This is a genomic window from Acidovorax sp. 107, assembly GCF_003058055.1.
Taxonomy (GTDB): domain Bacteria; phylum Pseudomonadota; class Gammaproteobacteria; order Burkholderiales; family Burkholderiaceae_C; genus Acidovorax.
Window position 1 is genome coordinate 563,832 of record NZ_QBTZ01000001.1, and the last position, 15,924, is coordinate 579,755.

General features: G+C 66.0%; 15 protein-coding genes, 1 tRNA gene and 1 riboswitch. Of the genes, 9 read left to right on the top strand and 7 right to left on the bottom strand.

Annotated elements, in window-relative coordinates:
- Positions 1–14: 14 nt before the first annotated feature.
- Entirely contained in the window at positions 15–1,796 is a 1,782-nt protein-coding gene (locus C8C99_RS02705; protein WP_108624887.1) for an IlvD/Edd family dehydratase, read from the bottom strand.
- Between the two features lie 70 nt (positions 1,797–1,866).
- Positions 1,867–2,886: a TRAP transporter substrate-binding protein gene (locus C8C99_RS02710; RefSeq protein ID WP_108624888.1), complete on the bottom strand. Its 1,020-nt coding sequence runs from the start codon at positions 2,884–2,886 to the stop codon at positions 1,867–1,869.
- Between the two features lie 155 nt (positions 2,887–3,041).
- Between C8C99_RS02710 and C8C99_RS02715 the strand changes: the two genes are divergently transcribed.
- The 3 genes from C8C99_RS02715 (at position 3,042) to C8C99_RS02725 (ending at position 5,626) form a co-directional block, all read left to right on the top strand.
- Positions 3,042–4,016, top strand: a complete 975-nt coding sequence (locus tag C8C99_RS02715) for a LysR family transcriptional regulator (protein WP_056639538.1) — start codon at positions 3,042–3,044, stop codon at positions 4,014–4,016.
- A 114-nt stretch (positions 4,017–4,130) separates the two neighbouring features.
- Complete coding sequence (locus C8C99_RS02720; protein WP_056639535.1) at positions 4,131–4,616, top strand: hypothetical protein; 486 nt, start codon at positions 4,131–4,133, stop codon at positions 4,614–4,616.
- Positions 4,617–4,752: 136 nt separating this feature from the next.
- Positions 4,753–4,923, top strand: a riboswitch (FMN riboswitch).
- Between the two features lie 151 nt (positions 4,924–5,074).
- Entirely contained in the window at positions 5,075–5,626 is a 552-nt protein-coding gene (locus C8C99_RS02725; protein ID WP_043565627.1) for a 6,7-dimethyl-8-ribityllumazine synthase, read from the top strand.
- Positions 5,627–5,715: 89 nt separating this feature from the next.
- Here C8C99_RS02725 and C8C99_RS02730 read toward each other — a convergent pair whose 3' ends face one another.
- The 3 genes from C8C99_RS02730 to C8C99_RS02740 all read right to left on the bottom strand — a co-directional run bounded on the left by C8C99_RS02730 (position 5,716) and on the right by C8C99_RS02740 (position 10,177).
- Entirely contained in the window at positions 5,716–7,317 is a 1,602-nt protein-coding gene (locus C8C99_RS02730; RefSeq protein ID WP_108624889.1) for a methyl-accepting chemotaxis protein, read from the bottom strand.
- Between the two features lie 280 nt (positions 7,318–7,597).
- The gene (locus C8C99_RS02735; RefSeq protein ID WP_108624890.1) at positions 7,598–8,872 is read right to left on the bottom strand and encodes a CaiB/BaiF CoA-transferase family protein; all 1,275 of its coding nucleotides are present in this window, start codon (positions 8,870–8,872) and stop codon (positions 7,598–7,600) included.
- Between the two features lie 108 nt (positions 8,873–8,980).
- Entirely contained in the window at positions 8,981–10,177 is a 1,197-nt protein-coding gene (locus tag C8C99_RS02740) for an acyl-CoA dehydrogenase (RefSeq protein WP_015015345.1), read from the bottom strand.
- 180 nt (positions 10,178–10,357) lie between these two features.
- Here C8C99_RS02740 and C8C99_RS02745 point away from each other — a divergent pair, with 180 nt between their 5' ends.
- The 3 genes from C8C99_RS02745 to C8C99_RS02755 all read left to right on the top strand — a co-directional run bounded on the left by C8C99_RS02745 (position 10,358) and on the right by C8C99_RS02755 (position 12,657).
- Positions 10,358–11,302, top strand: coding sequence for a LysR family transcriptional regulator (locus tag C8C99_RS02745; protein ID WP_108627015.1), 945 nt, complete (start codon positions 10,358–10,360; stop codon positions 11,300–11,302).
- 87 nt (positions 11,303–11,389) lie between these two features.
- The gene (locus C8C99_RS02750) at positions 11,390–11,605 is read left to right on the top strand and encodes a hypothetical protein (RefSeq protein ID WP_056639527.1); all 216 of its coding nucleotides are present in this window, start codon (positions 11,390–11,392) and stop codon (positions 11,603–11,605) included.
- Between the two features lie 173 nt (positions 11,606–11,778).
- Positions 11,779–12,657 (top strand): DUF6279 family lipoprotein, encoded by an 879-nt coding sequence (locus C8C99_RS02755; RefSeq protein ID WP_108624891.1) that lies wholly within the window; start codon positions 11,779–11,781, stop codon positions 12,655–12,657.
- Positions 12,658–12,935: 278 nt separating this feature from the next.
- Here C8C99_RS02755 and C8C99_RS02760 read toward each other — a convergent pair.
- Positions 12,936–13,020 (bottom strand) — tRNA-Leu (locus C8C99_RS02760).
- Positions 13,021–13,059: 39 nt separating this feature from the next.
- Between C8C99_RS02760 and cysM the strand changes: the two genes are divergently transcribed.
- The 3 genes from cysM to C8C99_RS02775 all read left to right on the top strand — a co-directional run bounded on the left by cysM (position 13,060) and on the right by C8C99_RS02775 (position 14,904).
- Positions 13,060–13,962: a cysteine synthase CysM gene (gene cysM / locus C8C99_RS02765; protein ID WP_056639524.1), complete on the top strand. Its 903-nt coding sequence runs from the start codon at positions 13,060–13,062 to the stop codon at positions 13,960–13,962.
- A gap of 124 nt (positions 13,963–14,086) precedes the next feature.
- Entirely contained in the window at positions 14,087–14,671 is a 585-nt protein-coding gene (locus C8C99_RS02770) for an NUDIX domain-containing protein (protein WP_056639522.1), read from the top strand.
- 5 nt (positions 14,672–14,676) lie between these two features.
- Positions 14,677–14,904: a sulfurtransferase TusA family protein gene (locus C8C99_RS02775; protein WP_056639714.1), complete on the top strand. Its 228-nt coding sequence runs from the start codon at positions 14,677–14,679 to the stop codon at positions 14,902–14,904.
- Positions 14,905–14,989: 85 nt separating this feature from the next.
- Here the strand turns inward: C8C99_RS02775 and galU are convergent, their stop codons facing one another.
- Positions 14,990–15,877 (bottom strand): UTP--glucose-1-phosphate uridylyltransferase GalU, encoded by an 888-nt coding sequence (gene galU / locus C8C99_RS02780; RefSeq protein WP_056639520.1) that lies wholly within the window; start codon positions 15,875–15,877, stop codon positions 14,990–14,992.
- Positions 15,878–15,924: the final 47 nt, after the last annotated feature.

Sequence of the window (15,924 nt, forward strand, 5' to 3'; positions counted from 1 at the left end):
CCACCTGGTCGTTGTCAGTGGTTGTGGCGTGGCGTCTTTTCAGAAATGCGCTGAAATTCCAGCGCAAAGTCCAGCGTGGCGCCGTCGGCCAGCTGCCCGGTTTTCTCGCGGTACAGCGCTTCCCACGGCGACTGGCTCGCGGGCACGGGTGGGGCGGGCAGGTCGCGCTTGCGGCGTGCGATCTCTTCGGGGGCGACCAGCGCATCGCAGCGCCCGGTGTTCAGGTCGATGCGGATCGTGTCGCCGCTTTGCAGCCAACTCAGCCCTCCGCCCACGGCGCTTTCGGGCGATGCGTTGAGGATGGACGGGCTGTCTGCCGTGCCCGACTGGCGCCCGTCGCCCAGTGTGGGCAGCGTGTTGATGCCGCGCCGGATCAGCGCGTCCGGCGGCTGCATGTTCACCACCTCGGCCGAGCCCGGCCAGCCGATGGGGCCGGCGCCGCGCATCACCAGGATGCAGCCTTCGTCGATATCGAGCGCCGGGTCGTTGATGCGCGCGTGGTAGTCGTCTGCGCCCTCGAACACCACGGCGCGGGCTTCGAAGATGCCCTCCTGCCCCGGGCGGCTGAGATAGCGCTGGCGGAAGGCTTCGGAGATCACCGAGGTCTTCATGATCCCGAAGTCGAACAGGTTGCCGCTGAGCACCATGAAGCCGGCCTTGTGCATCAGCGGATTGCTGAACGGGCGGATCACCTCGCGGTCATGGGTCTCGCGGCCTTGCAGGTTTTCGCCCACCGTCTTGCCGGTCACGCTGGCGCAGTCGGCATGCAGTTTGCCTGCCTGCTGCAGCTCCCACATTAGCGCGGGCACGCCACCAGCGCGGAAGAAGCGCTCGCCCAGAAACTGTCCAGCAGGCTGCATGTTCAGCAGCAGCGGCAGGTCGTAGGCGTGGTCGGTCCAGTCCTGTGCATCGAGCTGTACGCCCGCGTGGCGCGCCATGGCCATGATGTGCACCTGCGCATTGCTGCTGCCGCCGGCCACGCTGACGACCGACAACGCGTTCAAGAAGCTCTCTCGCGTCAGGATGCGCGAGGGGCGCAGGTCTTCGTACGCCATCTCCACGATGCGCCGCCCGGTCTCGTACGCCATCTGCCCGCGCTCGCGGTAGGGCGCGGGAATGGCCGCGCAGCCGGGCAGTGACAGGCCCAGCGCCTCCGCCACCGCGTTCATGGTGGAGGCCGTGCCCATGGTGTTGCAGTGCCCGGCGGAGGGCGCGCTGTTGCAAGCGCGCTGCAAAAACTCTTCCTCGTCGATCTCGCCCGCCGCGAGCTGGCGGCGGCTGCGCCAGATGACGGTGCCCGAGCCCACCAGCTGCCCTTCGTGCCAGCCGTCGAGCATCGGCCCGCCAGAGAGCACGATGGCCGGAATGTCAACGGTGGATGCCGCCATGACGCCCGCGGGCGTGGTCTTGTCGCAGCCCGTGGTCAGCACCACCGCGTCGATGGGGTAGCCGTACAAGATCTCTACCAAGCCCAGGTAAGCCAGGTTGCGGTCCAGCGCGGCCGTGGGGCGGCGGCAGTTTTCAAAGATGGGGTGGACGGGGAACTCCATCGGAATGCCGCCCGCATCGCGGATGCCGTCGCGCACGCGGCGCGCCAGGTCCAGGTGGATGCGGTTGCAGGGCGACAGGTCGCTGCCCGTCTGCGCAATGCCAATGATGGGCCGGCCCGAGCGCAGCTCTTCGGGCGTCAGCCCGTAGTTCATGAACCGCTCCAGGTACAGCGCGGTCATGTCCGAGCGCTCGGGCGCGGCAAACCATTCGCGGGAGCGGAAGGGGCGGCGGGGTGTTTTTGTCATGGGGTCGGGGCATCGCAAAAGAGGGGCCGGGCGCAGCCAGGAGCTGCGCCCCGGGGAACGAACCAGTGGCTTACTTGCCGCCCCGCGCCTTGGCCAGCTCGCCCATCAGCTCGCTGGTGGTTTCTTCGCCAAACTCCTTGCCGTACTTGGCCAACACGGGCTGCAGCTTGGTGCGCAGCTTGGCCTGCTCGGCGGCGGGCAGCTCGGTGATCTGCATGCCAGCCTTCTTCAGTTCGCCCAGGGCGGTTTCGCTGAAGGCGCGGATGGTCTTGCGCTCGAACACCGTGGCCTCGCGCGCGGCCTCCTGCACGATCTTCTTCTCGTCGGCCGAGAGGCCGTCCCAGGTTTTCTTGGAGATGAGCAGCACCCAGGCGCTGTACATGTGGCGCGACAGCACTAGGTGCTTTTGCACCTCATAGAACTTGCTGGCCAGGATGGTGGCGGGCGGGTTTTCCTGGCCGTCCACGGCCTTTTGTTCCATGGCGGTGTACAGCTCGGTGAACGGCATGGGCGTGGCGTTGGTGCCCAGGGCATTGAAGGTATCGAGGAACAAGGGGCTCTGGATCACGCGCAGCTTGAGGCCCGCCAGATCGTCGGCCGTGTTGATGGGGCGGCGCGAGTTGGTCACGTGGCGAAAGCCGTTTTCCCAGAAGCCCAGGCCGATCAGGCCCTTGTCGGGCAGCATGGACAACAGCTTCTGGCCGAAGGGGCCGTCCAGCACCCCGTCGGCTTCTGCCTCGGTGTTGAAGGTGAGCGGCAGGTTCAGCACGCCAAAGGGCTTGATCAGCGACATCAGCGTGGACGAGTCCGGAATCGTCATCTCCAGCGTGCCGCCGCGCAGGGCCGAGGTCATGCTCACGTCATTGCCCAGGGCACCGCTGGCAAATAGCTTGGCGCTCATCTTGCCGCCGCTCTTGGCCTGCAGGCGCTCGGCAAAGTGGCGCACGGCCTGGGCCTGCGGGTGGTCGTCGCTCAGGCCGATGCCGACCTTGAAGGTGTGTTCCTTGACTTGCGCGGCGACGGGGGTGGCGAGGGCGGCCAGCAGCGTGGCGCCGAATGCCAAGGATTTGGCGAGGGAAGTGAATTGCATGGTGTCTTGTCTCCGTTGGAATGGCTGACCCCGTTGGCGAGGCCTTCGGCGCCTGCGGCTTTTTGGGGCCAGCCGTTATCGACGCAGAGACAAGGTTAGGTTTCACGCCCCGGCGGGTCCACTGAATGTTTTGCGACAATCCATTCCAAACGCTTATGAGTCCAGACGAATTTCCGGGTAAACCCTTGTCTTTGGCGCAGGCCTGCGCGCGGCTGCGCTTTCGGCATTTGCAGTTTCTCGACATCCTGGGCCGCACGCGCAACCTGCGGCTCACGGCCGAGCAGATGCACGTCACGCAGCCTGCGGCCACCAAGATCCTCATGGACATCGAGGAGATCCTCGAGGCGCGCCTGTTCGACCGCCTCTCGCGCGGCATGCGTCCCAACGAGCTGGGGCTTTTTACGCTGCGCTACGCCAGCGCCGCGCTGGATGGGCAGCGCAAGTTTGTCGATGAATTCAACGCGCTAAAGCAGGGCGGTCACGGCCATGTGACGGTGGGCGCCATCACCGGGTCGGCCGCGCATGTGCTGGTGGCGTCGGTGGTCGAGATCCAGCGCCTGCGGCCCCTCTTGGTCATCAAGATCCTGGAACAGAGCAGTGACCAGCTCATTGCCTGGCTGGCCGAACGCAAGATCGACCTGATGATTGGCCGCTTCACCACAGAAGGCCAGCGCAGCCAGTTCCACTACGAGCACCTGTCGGCCGAGCCGCTGCATGTGGTGGGCGGGCAGCACCACCCGCTGCGCGGCGCCACCGACCTGTCGCTGACCGAGTTGGCGCACTGGCCGTGGATTCTGTACCCCGCCTCCACGGCCGTGCGCAAGGTGTCGGACGACCTGTTTGGTGGCGCGGGTCTGGCGCTCACGGCGGGGGTGGTGGAGACGCCGTCCTTCTTGTTTGCGCTGGAGCTGATGAACACCACCCACATGATGTCGCTGCAGCCCGCTGCGCTGATCCAGAAATACGTGGACCGGGGGCTGCTCTCGCGCATCCCTGTCGAGCTGCCCGACCGCATGCCCAGCTATGGCCTCATCACCCGCCTGGGCGAGCCGCCCACGCCCTCGGCACAGGCCTTTATCGACGTGCTGCGTGAGACGGCGGGGGTGGCGCCGGACGTTTTGGGGGAGTAACCAGGCCTGCGCCATGCGTGGCCTTTTCGATAACCAACGGTTATTGAAAATTGGGATCGACGGGCCCTGCCGTTATGCTCTGCGCCCTTTCCCGCAATCCAGGCCTTTTTCTCCATGACCGACGCACCCGACACGCCCGACACCATCCAGGAACCCCGCTGCTGGAGCGACGGGCGCTGGACGGCGCAGGTCATTAAGAACGAGGACGACGATGGCTGGGCCGTGGCCATGACCTTGAAGGGCGAGGCTGAGCCCGCGCTGGTGGGCCCCTGGACCATGGGCCGCGACAAAAAGAACCCCAAGCCGCTCGATGTGTCGGCTTTCCACACGCTGGTCAAGACCGCCAGCGAGGTGGTGCGCCGCCATGAGCAGCAACTGCACGCGCAGCTGAACAAAAGCGTGCACATCACCAGCACCGACGGCCAGCGCCTGCGCGTGGCGCTGGCCATCGTGCCCGATGAAGAAGGCGCCACGGCCACGCTGAGCGCGCAGGACGAGCTGGGTGAAGAGGTTGCCCGTGCGTCTGCGCCGCCCACTTTCAAGCTCACGCCCGCCAGCGCGGCGACCTGGGCCGAAGGCGGGTTTCAGCGCGTGCGCTGAGCAGACATCGGCGTTCTGCACACCCCGGAGCCCCAGAAGCCGCCACTGCCAGTGCAGGCAATCGCCTGCGCGACGGCGTGCTGCTTGCCCGCCGCCTAAAATCCCGCGGTCGGCTCCGAATGTCCTTCAGGGCCGACAGCGTTCTCAGGGCGGGGCGGAATTCCCCACCGGCGGTATTTGTTGGCTGGAAAGCCCGCAACAGCCCGCGAGCGCCTGCGGTGCCGTTTTTCGGAACAGGCCTGCAGGGTCAGCAGATCTGGTGCGATGCCAGAGCCGACGGTCACAGTCCGGATGAAAGAGATCGCGATACCCACAGCACCCGCCATGGGTGGCTGGGCCTTTGGCGTTTGCTTGCGTGCTTTTTGCCCGCTGGTCAGCGCCGTGAGGCCTGCGCCGCCCTGTGCAGGCGCCGTGCTCGCGCGCGCCCTGATTCTGGTACGACCTGTTTTGAGGAACCCATGAATCAGTCTTCTGCTACTTCTTCCGTCTCTCCCCTGGCCCCTGTCGCCGCCCACCGTGGCGCCCGCGTGGCCATCATCAGTGCCAGCTGGCACCAGGACATCGTGCACCAGGCGCGCGACGCGGCCCTGGCCGAGTTCGACCGCCACGGCCTGCCGCCCGCGCAGGTGGCGCTGTTCGATGTGCCCGGTGCGTTCGAGATTCCGCTCTTGGCCCGCAAGCTCGCGCGCAGCGGACGCTACGACGCCATCGTGGCCTGTGCGCTGGTGGTCAACGGCGGCATCTACCGCCACGAGTTCGTCACCACCGCTGTCATCGACGGCCTGATGCGCGTGCAGCTCGACACCGAGGTGCCCGTGATGTCGGCCGTGCTCACGCCGCGCGACTTCCACGACCACGAGGACCATGTGCGCTTCTTCCGCGAGCACTTCGTGAAGAAGGGCACCGAGGTCGCCCAGGCCTGCCTGCAGACCATGGCCTACCTGCGCAAGCTGGCATCGCCCACGCTGGCCACCGTGCAGCAGGCAACGCCTGCGCTGGCCGAAGCCTGAGAAGGCGCCGGTTGCTACTATTTATGTAGCTATTGCCGCATGATGCACTAGCGCTTCAGGTCGATTCGGCTTGAAATGGCCGCGCCACGTCAGCTTGCGGCCAACCGGGGCTGGCGGTGGCCTGCAGCGGGCATGCGGGAGGCTGCGGATGGGCTCGTCTGCGCATCCGCCAGCCGGAACACCGCCACTGCCTGCACCAGTTGTTGCGCCTGCACCTTCAGGCTGTCGGCAGCCGCCGCGCTTTGCTCGACCAGGGCTGCGTTCTGCTGCGTGGCCTGGTCCATTTCGGTGATGGCGTCCCCCACCTGCGCCACGCCCGCGCTTTGCTCGCTGCTGGCGGCGCTGATCTCGCCCACGATGTCGGTCACGCGGCGGATGGCGCTCACCACCTCGTTCATCGTCGCACCTGCCTTGTCCACCAGCGTGGTACCCAGCTCTACACGCTCCACGCTGGCGTGGATCAGGGTCTTGATCTCCTTGGCGGCGTCGGCGCTGCGCTGGGCGAGGCTGCGCACTTCGCTGGCCACCACGGCAAAGCCCCGGCCTTGCTCACCCGCACGCGCGGCCTCCACCGCAGCGTTCAGCGCGAGGATGTTGGTTTGAAAGGCGATGCCATCGATGACCGAGATGATGTCGGCGATCTTCTTGCTGCTGTCGTTGATGCCCTTCATGGTGGTCACCACCTCGGCCACCACGTCGCCGCCTTGCACGGCCACAGTGCTGGCGCTCACGGCCAGCTGGTTGGCGGTGCGGGCGTTTTCGGCGTTGGCCTGTACGGTGGAACTCAGCTCTTCCATCGATGCCGACGTTTCTTCCAGCGCGCTGGCCTGCTGTTCGGTGCGGGCGCTCAGGTCGTTGTTGCCCAGCGCGATCTCGGTGCTGGCGGCGGCCACGCTGTCGGCGTTATTGCGCACGTTGCTCACCACCCGCGACAGGCTGTTCTGCATGTCGTGCAAGGCATTGAGCAGCAGGGCGATTTCATCTTTGCCCTGCACATGGCGCGCCACGGTCAGGTCGCCGCTGGCCACGGCCTGCGATACGCGCACCGCGTTGTCCAGCGGGTTCACCACCGTGCGGCTGAAGGCAATGGCGCCAGCAATGCCGAGCGCGCACACCACCAGCATCACCACCAGGCTGATGGTGGTGGCGCGCTGTGCGGTGGCGGCGGCACGCTCGGCCACGGTGCTGCTGGCCTTGGCGATCAGCTCGCCCGCCTGGTCCAGCAACTGCGAGGGTTCGCGGTCCATGCCCGCCACGGCCTTGTCGCCCGCCTGCGGGTCGTGGTCGGCCGCCTTGAAGGCTTCTAACCCCTTGCGGTAGGCAGTGCCCATGCGTTCGTGGGCCTGGGCAAACTGCTGCACGCGTTCGCGGCCTTCGCCAGCCGGCAGGGCGGCCACCAGCTTTTGCGCCTCGTCCTTGATGGCCTGTTCCTGCTTTTCAAACGCGGCCCAGTAGCGCGTGAGCTGGGCAGGGTCCTTGCCGCGCAGCAGCACGTTTTTCCACTCCTGCACCTGCACCTTGAAGTTGTTGAGCATGCCCGCTGCCATGCGCTCGTGCTCGAAGCTCTGGGCCACGGTGGTCTGGTAGGTGTCGAGCGCCTGGTTCAGGCGGCTGATGCCAAACAGTGCCGCTGCAAACAAGAGCAGCAGCGACACGGTAAAGGCCAGGGGGAGCTTGAGGCTGAGCTTCATGAGGAACTCCTTGAGGGTCCAGAAACATCGCAGTGGGGCCGGTGGCCCTCCATCCCGGTTCAGCGGCGCGCAGGGGGCAGGGCCGCAGGCAGGGTGTCTTCGGGATTATGGAGACGGATGTAAATATTTGTACATGCCTTTTTTGCCGTGGGGCAGGCGTGCGCGGAATAGGACAAGTGACTTATCGAATGCAGCCAGCCCAAACAAAACGGCCTTGCCGGTGAGGGCAAGGCCGTGCAGTGGTCAGGGCATCGCGCAGACCGATGCGGTGAGGGATTGACTACACAACCCCGCTGGCCCGCAGCGCTGCAATGCGCGCCGCATCCAGCCCCATCTCGGCGAGCACCTCGTCGGTGTGCTGGCCCAGGGCCGGTGGCGCATTGCGCAGCACGGGTGGGGTGGCCGACAGGCGCAGCGGGCTGGCCACACCGGTGATCTGCTGCACGTTGTCGGTGGCGGCCTCGCCGTCCTTCCAGCGCGGCAGCGTCACGGCCAGGCCACGGGCCTGCACCTGGGCGTCGTCAAATGCCTGGGCAATCGTGTTGATGGGGCCGCAGGGCACGGCCTTGTCTTCCAGCAGCGTGATCCAGTCAGCCGTGGTGCGCGTGCGGGTCACGGCCTCCATGGCAGGGATCAGCACGGCACGGTTTTGCACGCGCAGCGTGTTGGTGGCAAAGCGCGGGTCGCTGGCCCACTGGGGCTGTTCGGCCGCTGCACAAAAGCGCTGGAACTGCCCGTCGTTGCCAATGGCCAGCAGCATGTTGCCATCGGCGGTGGGGAAATCTTGGTAGGGCGCCAGGCTGGGGTGGCTGTTGCCCATGCGACCGGGCGCCTTGCCCGTGGCAAGAAAGCCGGAGGCCTGGTTGGCCAGCACGGCCATGCCCACATCGAGCAGCGCCATGTCGATGTGCTGGCCCTGGCCGGTGCCGTTGGTGGCGTTGTCGCGCACATGCAGCGCGGCCAGGATGGCGTTGCTGGCGTAGAGGCCGGTGAACAGGTCGATGACGGCCACGCCCACGCGCATCGGGCCGCCGCCGGGCTGGTTGTCGGCCTGGCCGGTGATGCTCATCAGGCCCGTCATGGCCTGCACCATCAGGTCGTAGCCCGCGCGCTCGGCGTAGGGGCCGTCCTGTCCGAAGCCGGTGACGGAGCAATAGATGAGGCGCGGGTTGAGTGCGCGCAAGCTCTCATGGTCCAGTCCGTATTGCTTCAGGCCGCCGACCTTGAAGTTCTCCACCACGATGTCAGCCTCCAGCGCCATCTGCTTGATGAGCGCCTGGCCGTCGGGCGAGGCCATGTCGATGGTGACCGAGCGCTTGTTGCGGTTGCACGCGGTGTAGTAGCTGGCCTGGTTGGTGTCGTTGCCCTCGGCGTCCTTCAAGAAGGGTGGGCCCCACTGGCGCGTGTCGTCGCCCACGCCGGGGCGCTCTACCTTGACCACGTCCGCGCCCAGGTCGGCCAGGATCTGCGTGCACCACGGCCCGGCCAGCACGCGGGAGAGGTCGAGCACCTTGATGCCTGCGAGGGCGCCTGGGGCGGTAGAAGAGGTGGTCATGGTGTGTTTACTATGAAATTAATAGCTGTCAGCGCATGATGGACTAGCGCTACAAGGCAAAAACACCGCAAAGGCGGTGTTTTTGCTGTTTCTCGGGGCGCAGGCCGATCAGTTGGCGAACGCGGCGATGCCCGTCTGGGCGCGGCCCAGAATCAGCGCGTGCACATCGTGCGTGCCTTCGTAGGTGTTCACCACTTCCAGGTTCACCAGGTGGCGGGCCACGCCGAACTCGTCGCTGATGCCGTTGCCGCCCATCATGTCGCGCGCCAGGCGGGCAATGTCCAGGGCCTTGCCGCAGCTGTTGCGCTTGATGATGGAGGTGCCCTCCACGCTGGCCGTGCCTGCGTCCTTCATGCGGCCGAACTGCAGGCAGGCCTGCAGGCCAATCGCGATCTCGGTCTGCATGTCGGCCAGCTTCTTCTGGATGAGCTGGTTGGCAGCCAGGGGGCGGCCAAACTGCTTGCGGTCCAGCGTGTACTGGCGGGCGGTGTGCCAGCAGAACTCGGCCGCGCCCAGGGCGCCCCAGGCGATGCCGTAGCGGGCGCTGTTCAGGCAGGTGAAGGGGCCCTTGAGACCCTGCACTTCAGGGAAGGCATTTTCTTCGGGCACGAACACATCGTCCATCACGATCTCGCCGGTAATCGACGCGCGCAGGCCCACCTTGCCGTGGATGGCAGGGGCTGTCAGGCCTTTCATGCCCTTTTCCAGCACAAAGCCGCGGATAGGGCCCACGGCGCCGCCTTCGGACACTTCCTTGGCCCAGACCACGAACACGTCGGCCACGGGGCTGTTGGTGATCCACATCTTGCTGCCCTTGAGCTTGTAGCCGCCGTCTACCTTGTAGGCGCGCGTTGCCATGCTGCCGGGGTCGGAGCCGTGGTCGGGTTCGGTCAGGCCAAAGCAGCCAATCCACTCGCCGCTGGCCAGCTTAGGCAGGTACTTCTGGCGCTGGGCTTCGCTGCCGAATTCATAAATGGGCACCATCACCAGCGACGACTGCACGCTGGCCATCGAGCGGTAGCCCGAGTCCACGCGCTCCACCTCGCGGGCGATCAGGCCGTAGGCCACATACGACAGGCCGGGGCCGCCGTACTGCTCGGGGATGGTGGGGCCCAGCAGGCCCACTTCGCCCATCTCGCGGAAGATGCTCACGTCCATCTTTTCGTGGCGGAAGGCGTCCAGCACGCGGGGCGCCAGCTTGTCCTGGCAGTAGGCGGCGGCGGCGTCGCGGATGGCGCGCTCGTCGTCCGTCAGTTGCTGGCTCAGAAGGAACGGGTCATCCCATTGAAAAGCGGCGTGGGCCATGTGTGTCTCCAGGTCGGAAAGGGGGTGAGGAAAAAAACGAATCTGGAACGCATCGTAGGCTTTGGGATGCTGGCCCGCAAGCGAGTTCTTTTCATCCAGACATGCGTTTTTGGAATGTATGGAATACTTGTCGCAGCCAGCGTCAAGGGCTGGTGGCTTATTCACAAGTTCCTCTTCATCATGCGCCGCAACATTCCATCGACCCAGGCCCTGGCCTGTTTTGAAGTCGCCGCCCGCCACGAGAGCTACACCCGCGCCGCGCAGGAGCTGTCGCTCACACAAAGCGCCGTGTCGCGCCAGATCCAGGCGCTGGAAGAATTTTTGGGCGTGGCACTGTTCCGCCGCACGCGCCACGGCGTGGTGCTGACGCCTGCAGGCGCACACTACGGCCGCCAAGTGGCACGCTGGCTGCAGGGGCTGGAGCGCGACACGCTGGACGTGATGGCCCACCAGGGCGAGGGCGGCACCCTCACGCTGGCGGCGGTGCCCACCTTTGCCACGCGCTGGCTCATCCCCCGCCTGCCGCAACTGGCGCAGGCGCATCCCGACATCGTGGTGCACATCGACACGCAGACCCGGCCTTTCTTGTTTGCCGACACCACCTTCGATGCCGCGCTGTACGCGGGCACGCCCGAGCAGGTGAGCAACTGGCCCGGCGTGCAGGCGCAACTGCTGATGCACGAAGACGTGGTGCCCGTGTGCAGCCCGCGCCTGCTCGAATCCGCCGCGCCCCGGGGCCGGGGCCGCGCCCACCAGCCCGTGGCCGCCGAGGCGCTGGCCGAGCTGCCGCTGCTGCAGCAAAGCACGCGCCCGTATGGCTGGCGCCAGTGGTTCGATGCCATGGCGGTGGATGCGCCGCACGCGCTGGATGGCCCGCGCTACGAGCTGTTCTCCATGCTGGCCGTGGCCGCCACGCATGGCATGGGCGTGGCGCTGATCCCGCCGCTGCTCATCGAGGCCGAGCTTGCCAGTGGCGAACTGGTGGTGGCCTGCAACCGACCGTTGCGCGGCGAGCGGGCGTACTACCTCATCAGCCCCGCGCAGGCCCAGCCCCCGGTGCTGGCCACCTTTTCGCGTTGGCTGCAGCAGATGGCCGAGGCGGCGGGTGCCCCGGTGGCGGGTTGACGCGCTTGCGTCCGTCCGGGCGGTGAACTAATCTGGCTGCGCGGAAGTCTGTCTTTCATTCACCAACCTTGTTGGAGAGCGACCACCATGACCACTTACCACGCTCCGCATTTCGATCCCACCGTGGACGAGATCGAGACCCTCAAGCAACTGGAGATGGGCGAAGTCATCACGCTGCCCCATGCGCTCAAAGACCATGTCTCCGGGCGGCTGCTTGAATGGGGGTTCATCACCAAGGGGATGGGCGGTGAACTGGCCATCACCGCCAGCGGCCGCCAGTTGATCCGGCGACAGGACAACTGATTTCCCGCTCACCCGGCCTCTGGCGCGCAGCCTTCACGGGGCTAGGCTGACTGGGTTCGGGCAGGGTCGTATCTGGGCGCAATCCTGGTCTGCGGACCGGGGTATCCGCGCCCTGCGGCCAGCGTGGCGGGCATTGGGCCTATCCTGCGCGGTCCCGCTTTTCTGGAGCTGCCGTGGCTGTTTTGTCCCGCCTGCGCACCACCCTGTGCATTGCCGCCCTGGCCGTGGCCGGTGCGTTGCTGGCGGGCTGCAGCACGGTGCGTCTGGCGTACAACCAAGTGCCCCACCTGGCGTACTGGCAGCTCAACCGCTACCTTGACCTGTCGGACGCGCAGACAGAGCGTGTGCGTGGCGACCTGGGCGAACTGCACCGCTGGCACCGCGACACCATGCTGCCCCAGCATGCCGAGCTGCTGCAAAGGGTGCAGCAGCAGTTGCCCGCCACCATCACCCCCGAGCAGGCCTGCCGCATTTACGAGGAAGCCCGCGCCCAGCTAGACAAGGTACTGGCCCAGGCCGAGCCCAAGGTGGTGTGGCTGGCCTCGCAGCTGACCGAGGCCCAGATCCGCAACCTGGAGCGCAAACAGGCCGACAGCAATGCCGACTGGAAATCCGAGTGGCTGGACCCGCCGCCTGACAAGCTGCGCGAGCGCCGCTTCAAAGACCTCTCGTCCCGGCTCGAGACCTTTTATGGCCCGCTGGACGAGCCGCAGAAGGCCGTGCTGCGCGCCTTCGTCGCCCAGTCGGCCTTCGACCCGCAGCGCACCTATGCCGAGCGCGTGCGCCGGCAAAAGGACCTGGTGCAGGTGCTGCGCAGCATCCAGGCCGACCGTGGCAACACCGCCCAGGCCCGCACGCTGATGTTGGGCTTTCTGGACCGCGTGGTGACGTCGCCGGATGGCGCCTACCAGCGCTACGCGCAAGCGCTGGTGACCGAGGGCTGCGAGGGGTTTGCGCGCCTGCACAACGCCATGACGCCAGCCCACCGGCTGCGCGCTGCGCAATCGCTCAAGGGCTATGAGCAGGACTTTTTGTTGCTGGCTGCGCGCTGAGGTGCCGTGCCATCGGCCATGCGCAAGCGTTGCTGCAGCAGGGGCGTGAAGGTCAACAGAACATCATCGCCAGCAGCGCCGCATCCTCGGCCATGTTCTGCAGGGCATAACCCGCCAGCCGGTAGGCCAGCACCGTGGCGTGCGCGATCAGGTCTTGGGCGGTCATGGAGGGTGGTGCGGTACGGCGCAAGGGCGTGCAGGGCCCCAGTGCAGGTGTCAGATCGTCCAGCCCAGCAAAAAGGCCGATAGCTCGTGGAAGCTACCGGCCTTGTTGACTGTGGTGCCCGGGGCCGGAATCGAACCGGCACGCCTTGCGGCGGGGGATTTTGAGTCCCCTGCGTCTACCAATTTCACCACCCGGGCGGAATATGTGAAGCCCTGAATTATGGCACAGTAGGGCGTATGAAATATCCGACGATTGAAGACGCGGTAGGCAACACGCCGCTGGTGGCGCTGCAGCGCATTGGGGCCCAAGACAACGCGGCGCGCGGCAATGTGGTGCTGGGCAAGCTCGAAGGCAACAACCCCGCAGGGTCCGTCAAGGACCGGCCTGCACTGTCGATGATTCGCCGCGCTGAAGAGCGGGGCGACATCCGCCCCGGCGACACGCTGATCGAGGCCACCTCGGGCAATACCGGCATTGCGCTGGCCATGGCGGCCGCCATCAAGGGCTACCGCATGGTGCTGGTGATGCCGGAAGACCTGTCCATCGAGCGCGCGCAGACCATGAAGGCCTTTGGCGCCGAGTTGGTACTCACCCCCAAGAGCGGCGGCATGGAGCATGCGCGTGACTTGGCAGAGGCCATGCAAAAGCGCGGCGAAGGCACGGTACTGGACCAGTTTGGCAACCCCGACAACCCGCGCATCCACTACGAAACCACGGGCCCCGAGATCTGGGAGCAGACGGGCGGGCGGATCACGCACTTTGTGAGCGCCATGGGCACCACGGGCACCATCACCGGCGTGTCTCGGTTCCTCAAGGAGAAAAATCCCGCCATTCGGATCATCGGCGCGCAGCCTGAAGAAGGCTCGCGCATCCCGGGCATCCGCAAGTGGCCGCAGGAGTATCTGCCCAAGATCTACGACGCCAGCACGGTGGACGAGCTGGTGTCGGTGAGCCAGGACAATGCCGAAGACATGTGCCGCCGCCTGGCGCGCGAGGAGGGCATTTTTGCGGGCATCTCGGCCGCCGGCGCATGCTGGGTGGCGCAGCAGATCGCCGCGCGCGACAGCAATGCCACCATCGTCTTCATCGTATGCGACCGGGGCGACCGGTATTTGTCGACCGGGGTGTTTCCTGCATGACCGGTGGTGCGGGGTGCAGGATGGGCTCCTCGGGCGTCGCCAGGTGCCTTTGCACAGGTTTTTGAATCAAAATGGCTGCTAGCGCTATTTGAATATGCCTCAGTAGCTACATAAAAGATAGCATATGCACTACGAAGTCCGTTTTTGCCCCCACTGCGCGACCGAGCTGCAGCCCATCACACTGGCCGAAGATGGCGGCGATAAGGAGCGCCTGCGCTGTCCCGCCTGTGGCTGGACACACTGGAACAACCCCACGCCCGTGCTGGCCGCCATCGTGGAGATCGACGGCAAGGTGCTGCTGGCGCGCAATGCGGCCTGGCCGGGCAAGATGTTTGCACTGATCACAGGCTTCATGGAGGCAGGCGAGTCGCCCCAGGAAGGCATTGCGCGCGAGGTCAAGGAGGAGACCAACCTCGATGTGCAGTCCACCACCCTGGTGGGGGCCTACGAGTTCTTGCGCATGAACCAGATCATCATTGCCTACCATGTGGTGGCCACGGGGCAGGTGCAACTATCGCCCGAGCTGGTGGACTACCGGCTGTACGATCTGCCTGACCTCAAATGCTGGCCCGCGGGCACGGGCTACGCGCTGGCCGACTGGCTGCGTACACGGGGCCACGAGCCCGTGTTTTTCACGGCCGAAGAAAATGCAGAGCGCCGTCGGGGTCTGGACGAACAAGCCCCGGCTGCTACGCCGCCTAAGGATTGATGACCATGGACATTCACAAAGAAATCGACACCCGGGGCCTGAACTGCCCCTTGCCCATCCTCAAGGCCAAGAAGGCGTTGTCGGACATGGCCAGCGGCCAGCTGCTCAAGGTGGTGGCCACCGACAACGGATCGCTGCGCGATTTTCAGGCGTTTGCCAAGCAGACCGGCAACGAGCTGGTGGAGCAGCGGACAGTGGGCGAAGAGTACATCCACGTTCTGCGTCGCCGTTGAAAGTAAAAAAGCTGCCAGTGCCTGTCAAACAAGCGCTGGGAGCTATTGATTTTGTAGTTTGGCAGGGGCTTGGGCGGGCTGTGGATTACAGCGCCAGGCCCTTCAGGTAGTCCCGGAACTGCGCCCCCACCTGCGGGTGTTGCAAAGCCAGTTCCACCGTCGCTTCCAGGAAACCCTCCTTGCTGCCGCAGTCGTAGCGCTTGCCTTCGTACTGAAACGCATACACCGCCTCGCTGTGCATCAGGCGGGCGATGCCGTCGGTGAGCTGGATCTCACCGCCCACGCCGCGCGGCTGGTTGCGGATCTCGTCAAACACGCCGGGCGTGAGGATGTAGCGGCCTGCCACGCCCATGCGCGAGGGGGCATCGGCGGCCTTGGGCTTCTCCACAATGCGCTGGATGCGAATCAGCGGGCCACCGGCGGGCTCGCCGGCCACGATGCCGTATCTGTGCACCTGGTCCTCGGGCACCTCTTGCACGGCGATCACCGAGCGGCCCTGCTGGCGGAAGGCGGAGGCCATCTGTGCCAGCACGGGCTCGCCGCCCTGGGGGCCCACCATCAAATCGTCGGCCAGCAGCACGGCGAAAGGCTCCTTGCCCACCAGCGGCTCGGCGCACAGCACGGCGTGGCCCAGGCCCAGGGAGCGGGGCTGCCGCACAAAGGCGCAGTCCATGTCGTCAGGCTGGATGGAGCGCACCAGCTCCAGCAGTTCCTTCTTGCCGGCTGCTTCCAGCTCGGCTTCCAGTTCGTAGGCGGTGTCGAAGTGGTCTTCAATCGCGCGCTTGCTGCGGCCGGTCACAAAAATCATGTGGCGGATGCCGGCCGCGTAGGCCTCTTCGACCGCGTACTGGATCAGTGGCTTGTCCACCACGGGCAGCATCTCTTTGGGGCTGGCTTTGGTGGCGGGCAGAAAACGTGTGCCCAGTCCGGCAACGGGGAAAACGGCTTTGCGAACGGTGGTGGCAACAGTCATGGGGCTCCTCTGTACGGATGGGTGCCGGTGCGCCCAGGCCGCACCGC

Excerpts from the sequence above, each read along its gene's own strand:
- C8C99_RS02735 (WP_108624890.1), bottom strand. The coding sequence starts at position 8,872 with ATGACCACCTCTTCTACCGCCCCAGGCGCCCTCGCAGGCATCAAGGTG.
- C8C99_RS02775 (WP_056639714.1), top strand. The coding sequence starts at position 14,677 with ATGGACATTCACAAAGAAATCGACACCCGGGGCCTGAACTGCCCCTTG.
- C8C99_RS02740 (WP_015015345.1), bottom strand. The coding sequence starts at position 10,177 with ATGGCCCACGCCGCTTTTCAATGGGATGACCCGTTCCTTCTGAGCCAG.
- C8C99_RS02710 (WP_108624888.1), bottom strand. The coding sequence starts at position 2,886 with ATGCAATTCACTTCCCTCGCCAAATCCTTGGCATTCGGCGCCACGCTG.
- C8C99_RS02720 (WP_056639535.1), top strand. The coding sequence starts at position 4,131 with ATGACCGACGCACCCGACACGCCCGACACCATCCAGGAACCCCGCTGC.
- galU (WP_056639520.1), bottom strand. The coding sequence starts at position 15,877 with ATGACTGTTGCCACCACCGTTCGCAAAGCCGTTTTCCCCGTTGCCGGA.
- C8C99_RS02725 (WP_043565627.1), top strand. The coding sequence starts at position 5,075 with ATGAATCAGTCTTCTGCTACTTCTTCCGTCTCTCCCCTGGCCCCTGTC.
- C8C99_RS02770 (WP_056639522.1), top strand. The coding sequence starts at position 14,087 with ATGCACTACGAAGTCCGTTTTTGCCCCCACTGCGCGACCGAGCTGCAG.
- C8C99_RS02730 (WP_108624889.1), bottom strand. The coding sequence starts at position 7,317 with ATGAAGCTCAGCCTCAAGCTCCCCCTGGCCTTTACCGTGTCGCTGCTG.
- C8C99_RS02745 (WP_108627015.1), top strand. The coding sequence starts at position 10,358 with ATGCGCCGCAACATTCCATCGACCCAGGCCCTGGCCTGTTTTGAAGTC.
- cysM (WP_056639524.1), top strand. The coding sequence starts at position 13,060 with ATGAAATATCCGACGATTGAAGACGCGGTAGGCAACACGCCGCTGGTG.
- C8C99_RS02715 (WP_056639538.1), top strand. The coding sequence starts at position 3,042 with ATGAGTCCAGACGAATTTCCGGGTAAACCCTTGTCTTTGGCGCAGGCC.
- C8C99_RS02750 (WP_056639527.1), top strand. The coding sequence starts at position 11,390 with ATGACCACTTACCACGCTCCGCATTTCGATCCCACCGTGGACGAGATC.
- C8C99_RS02705 (WP_108624887.1), bottom strand. The coding sequence starts at position 1,796 with ATGACAAAAACACCCCGCCGCCCCTTCCGCTCCCGCGAATGGTTTGCC.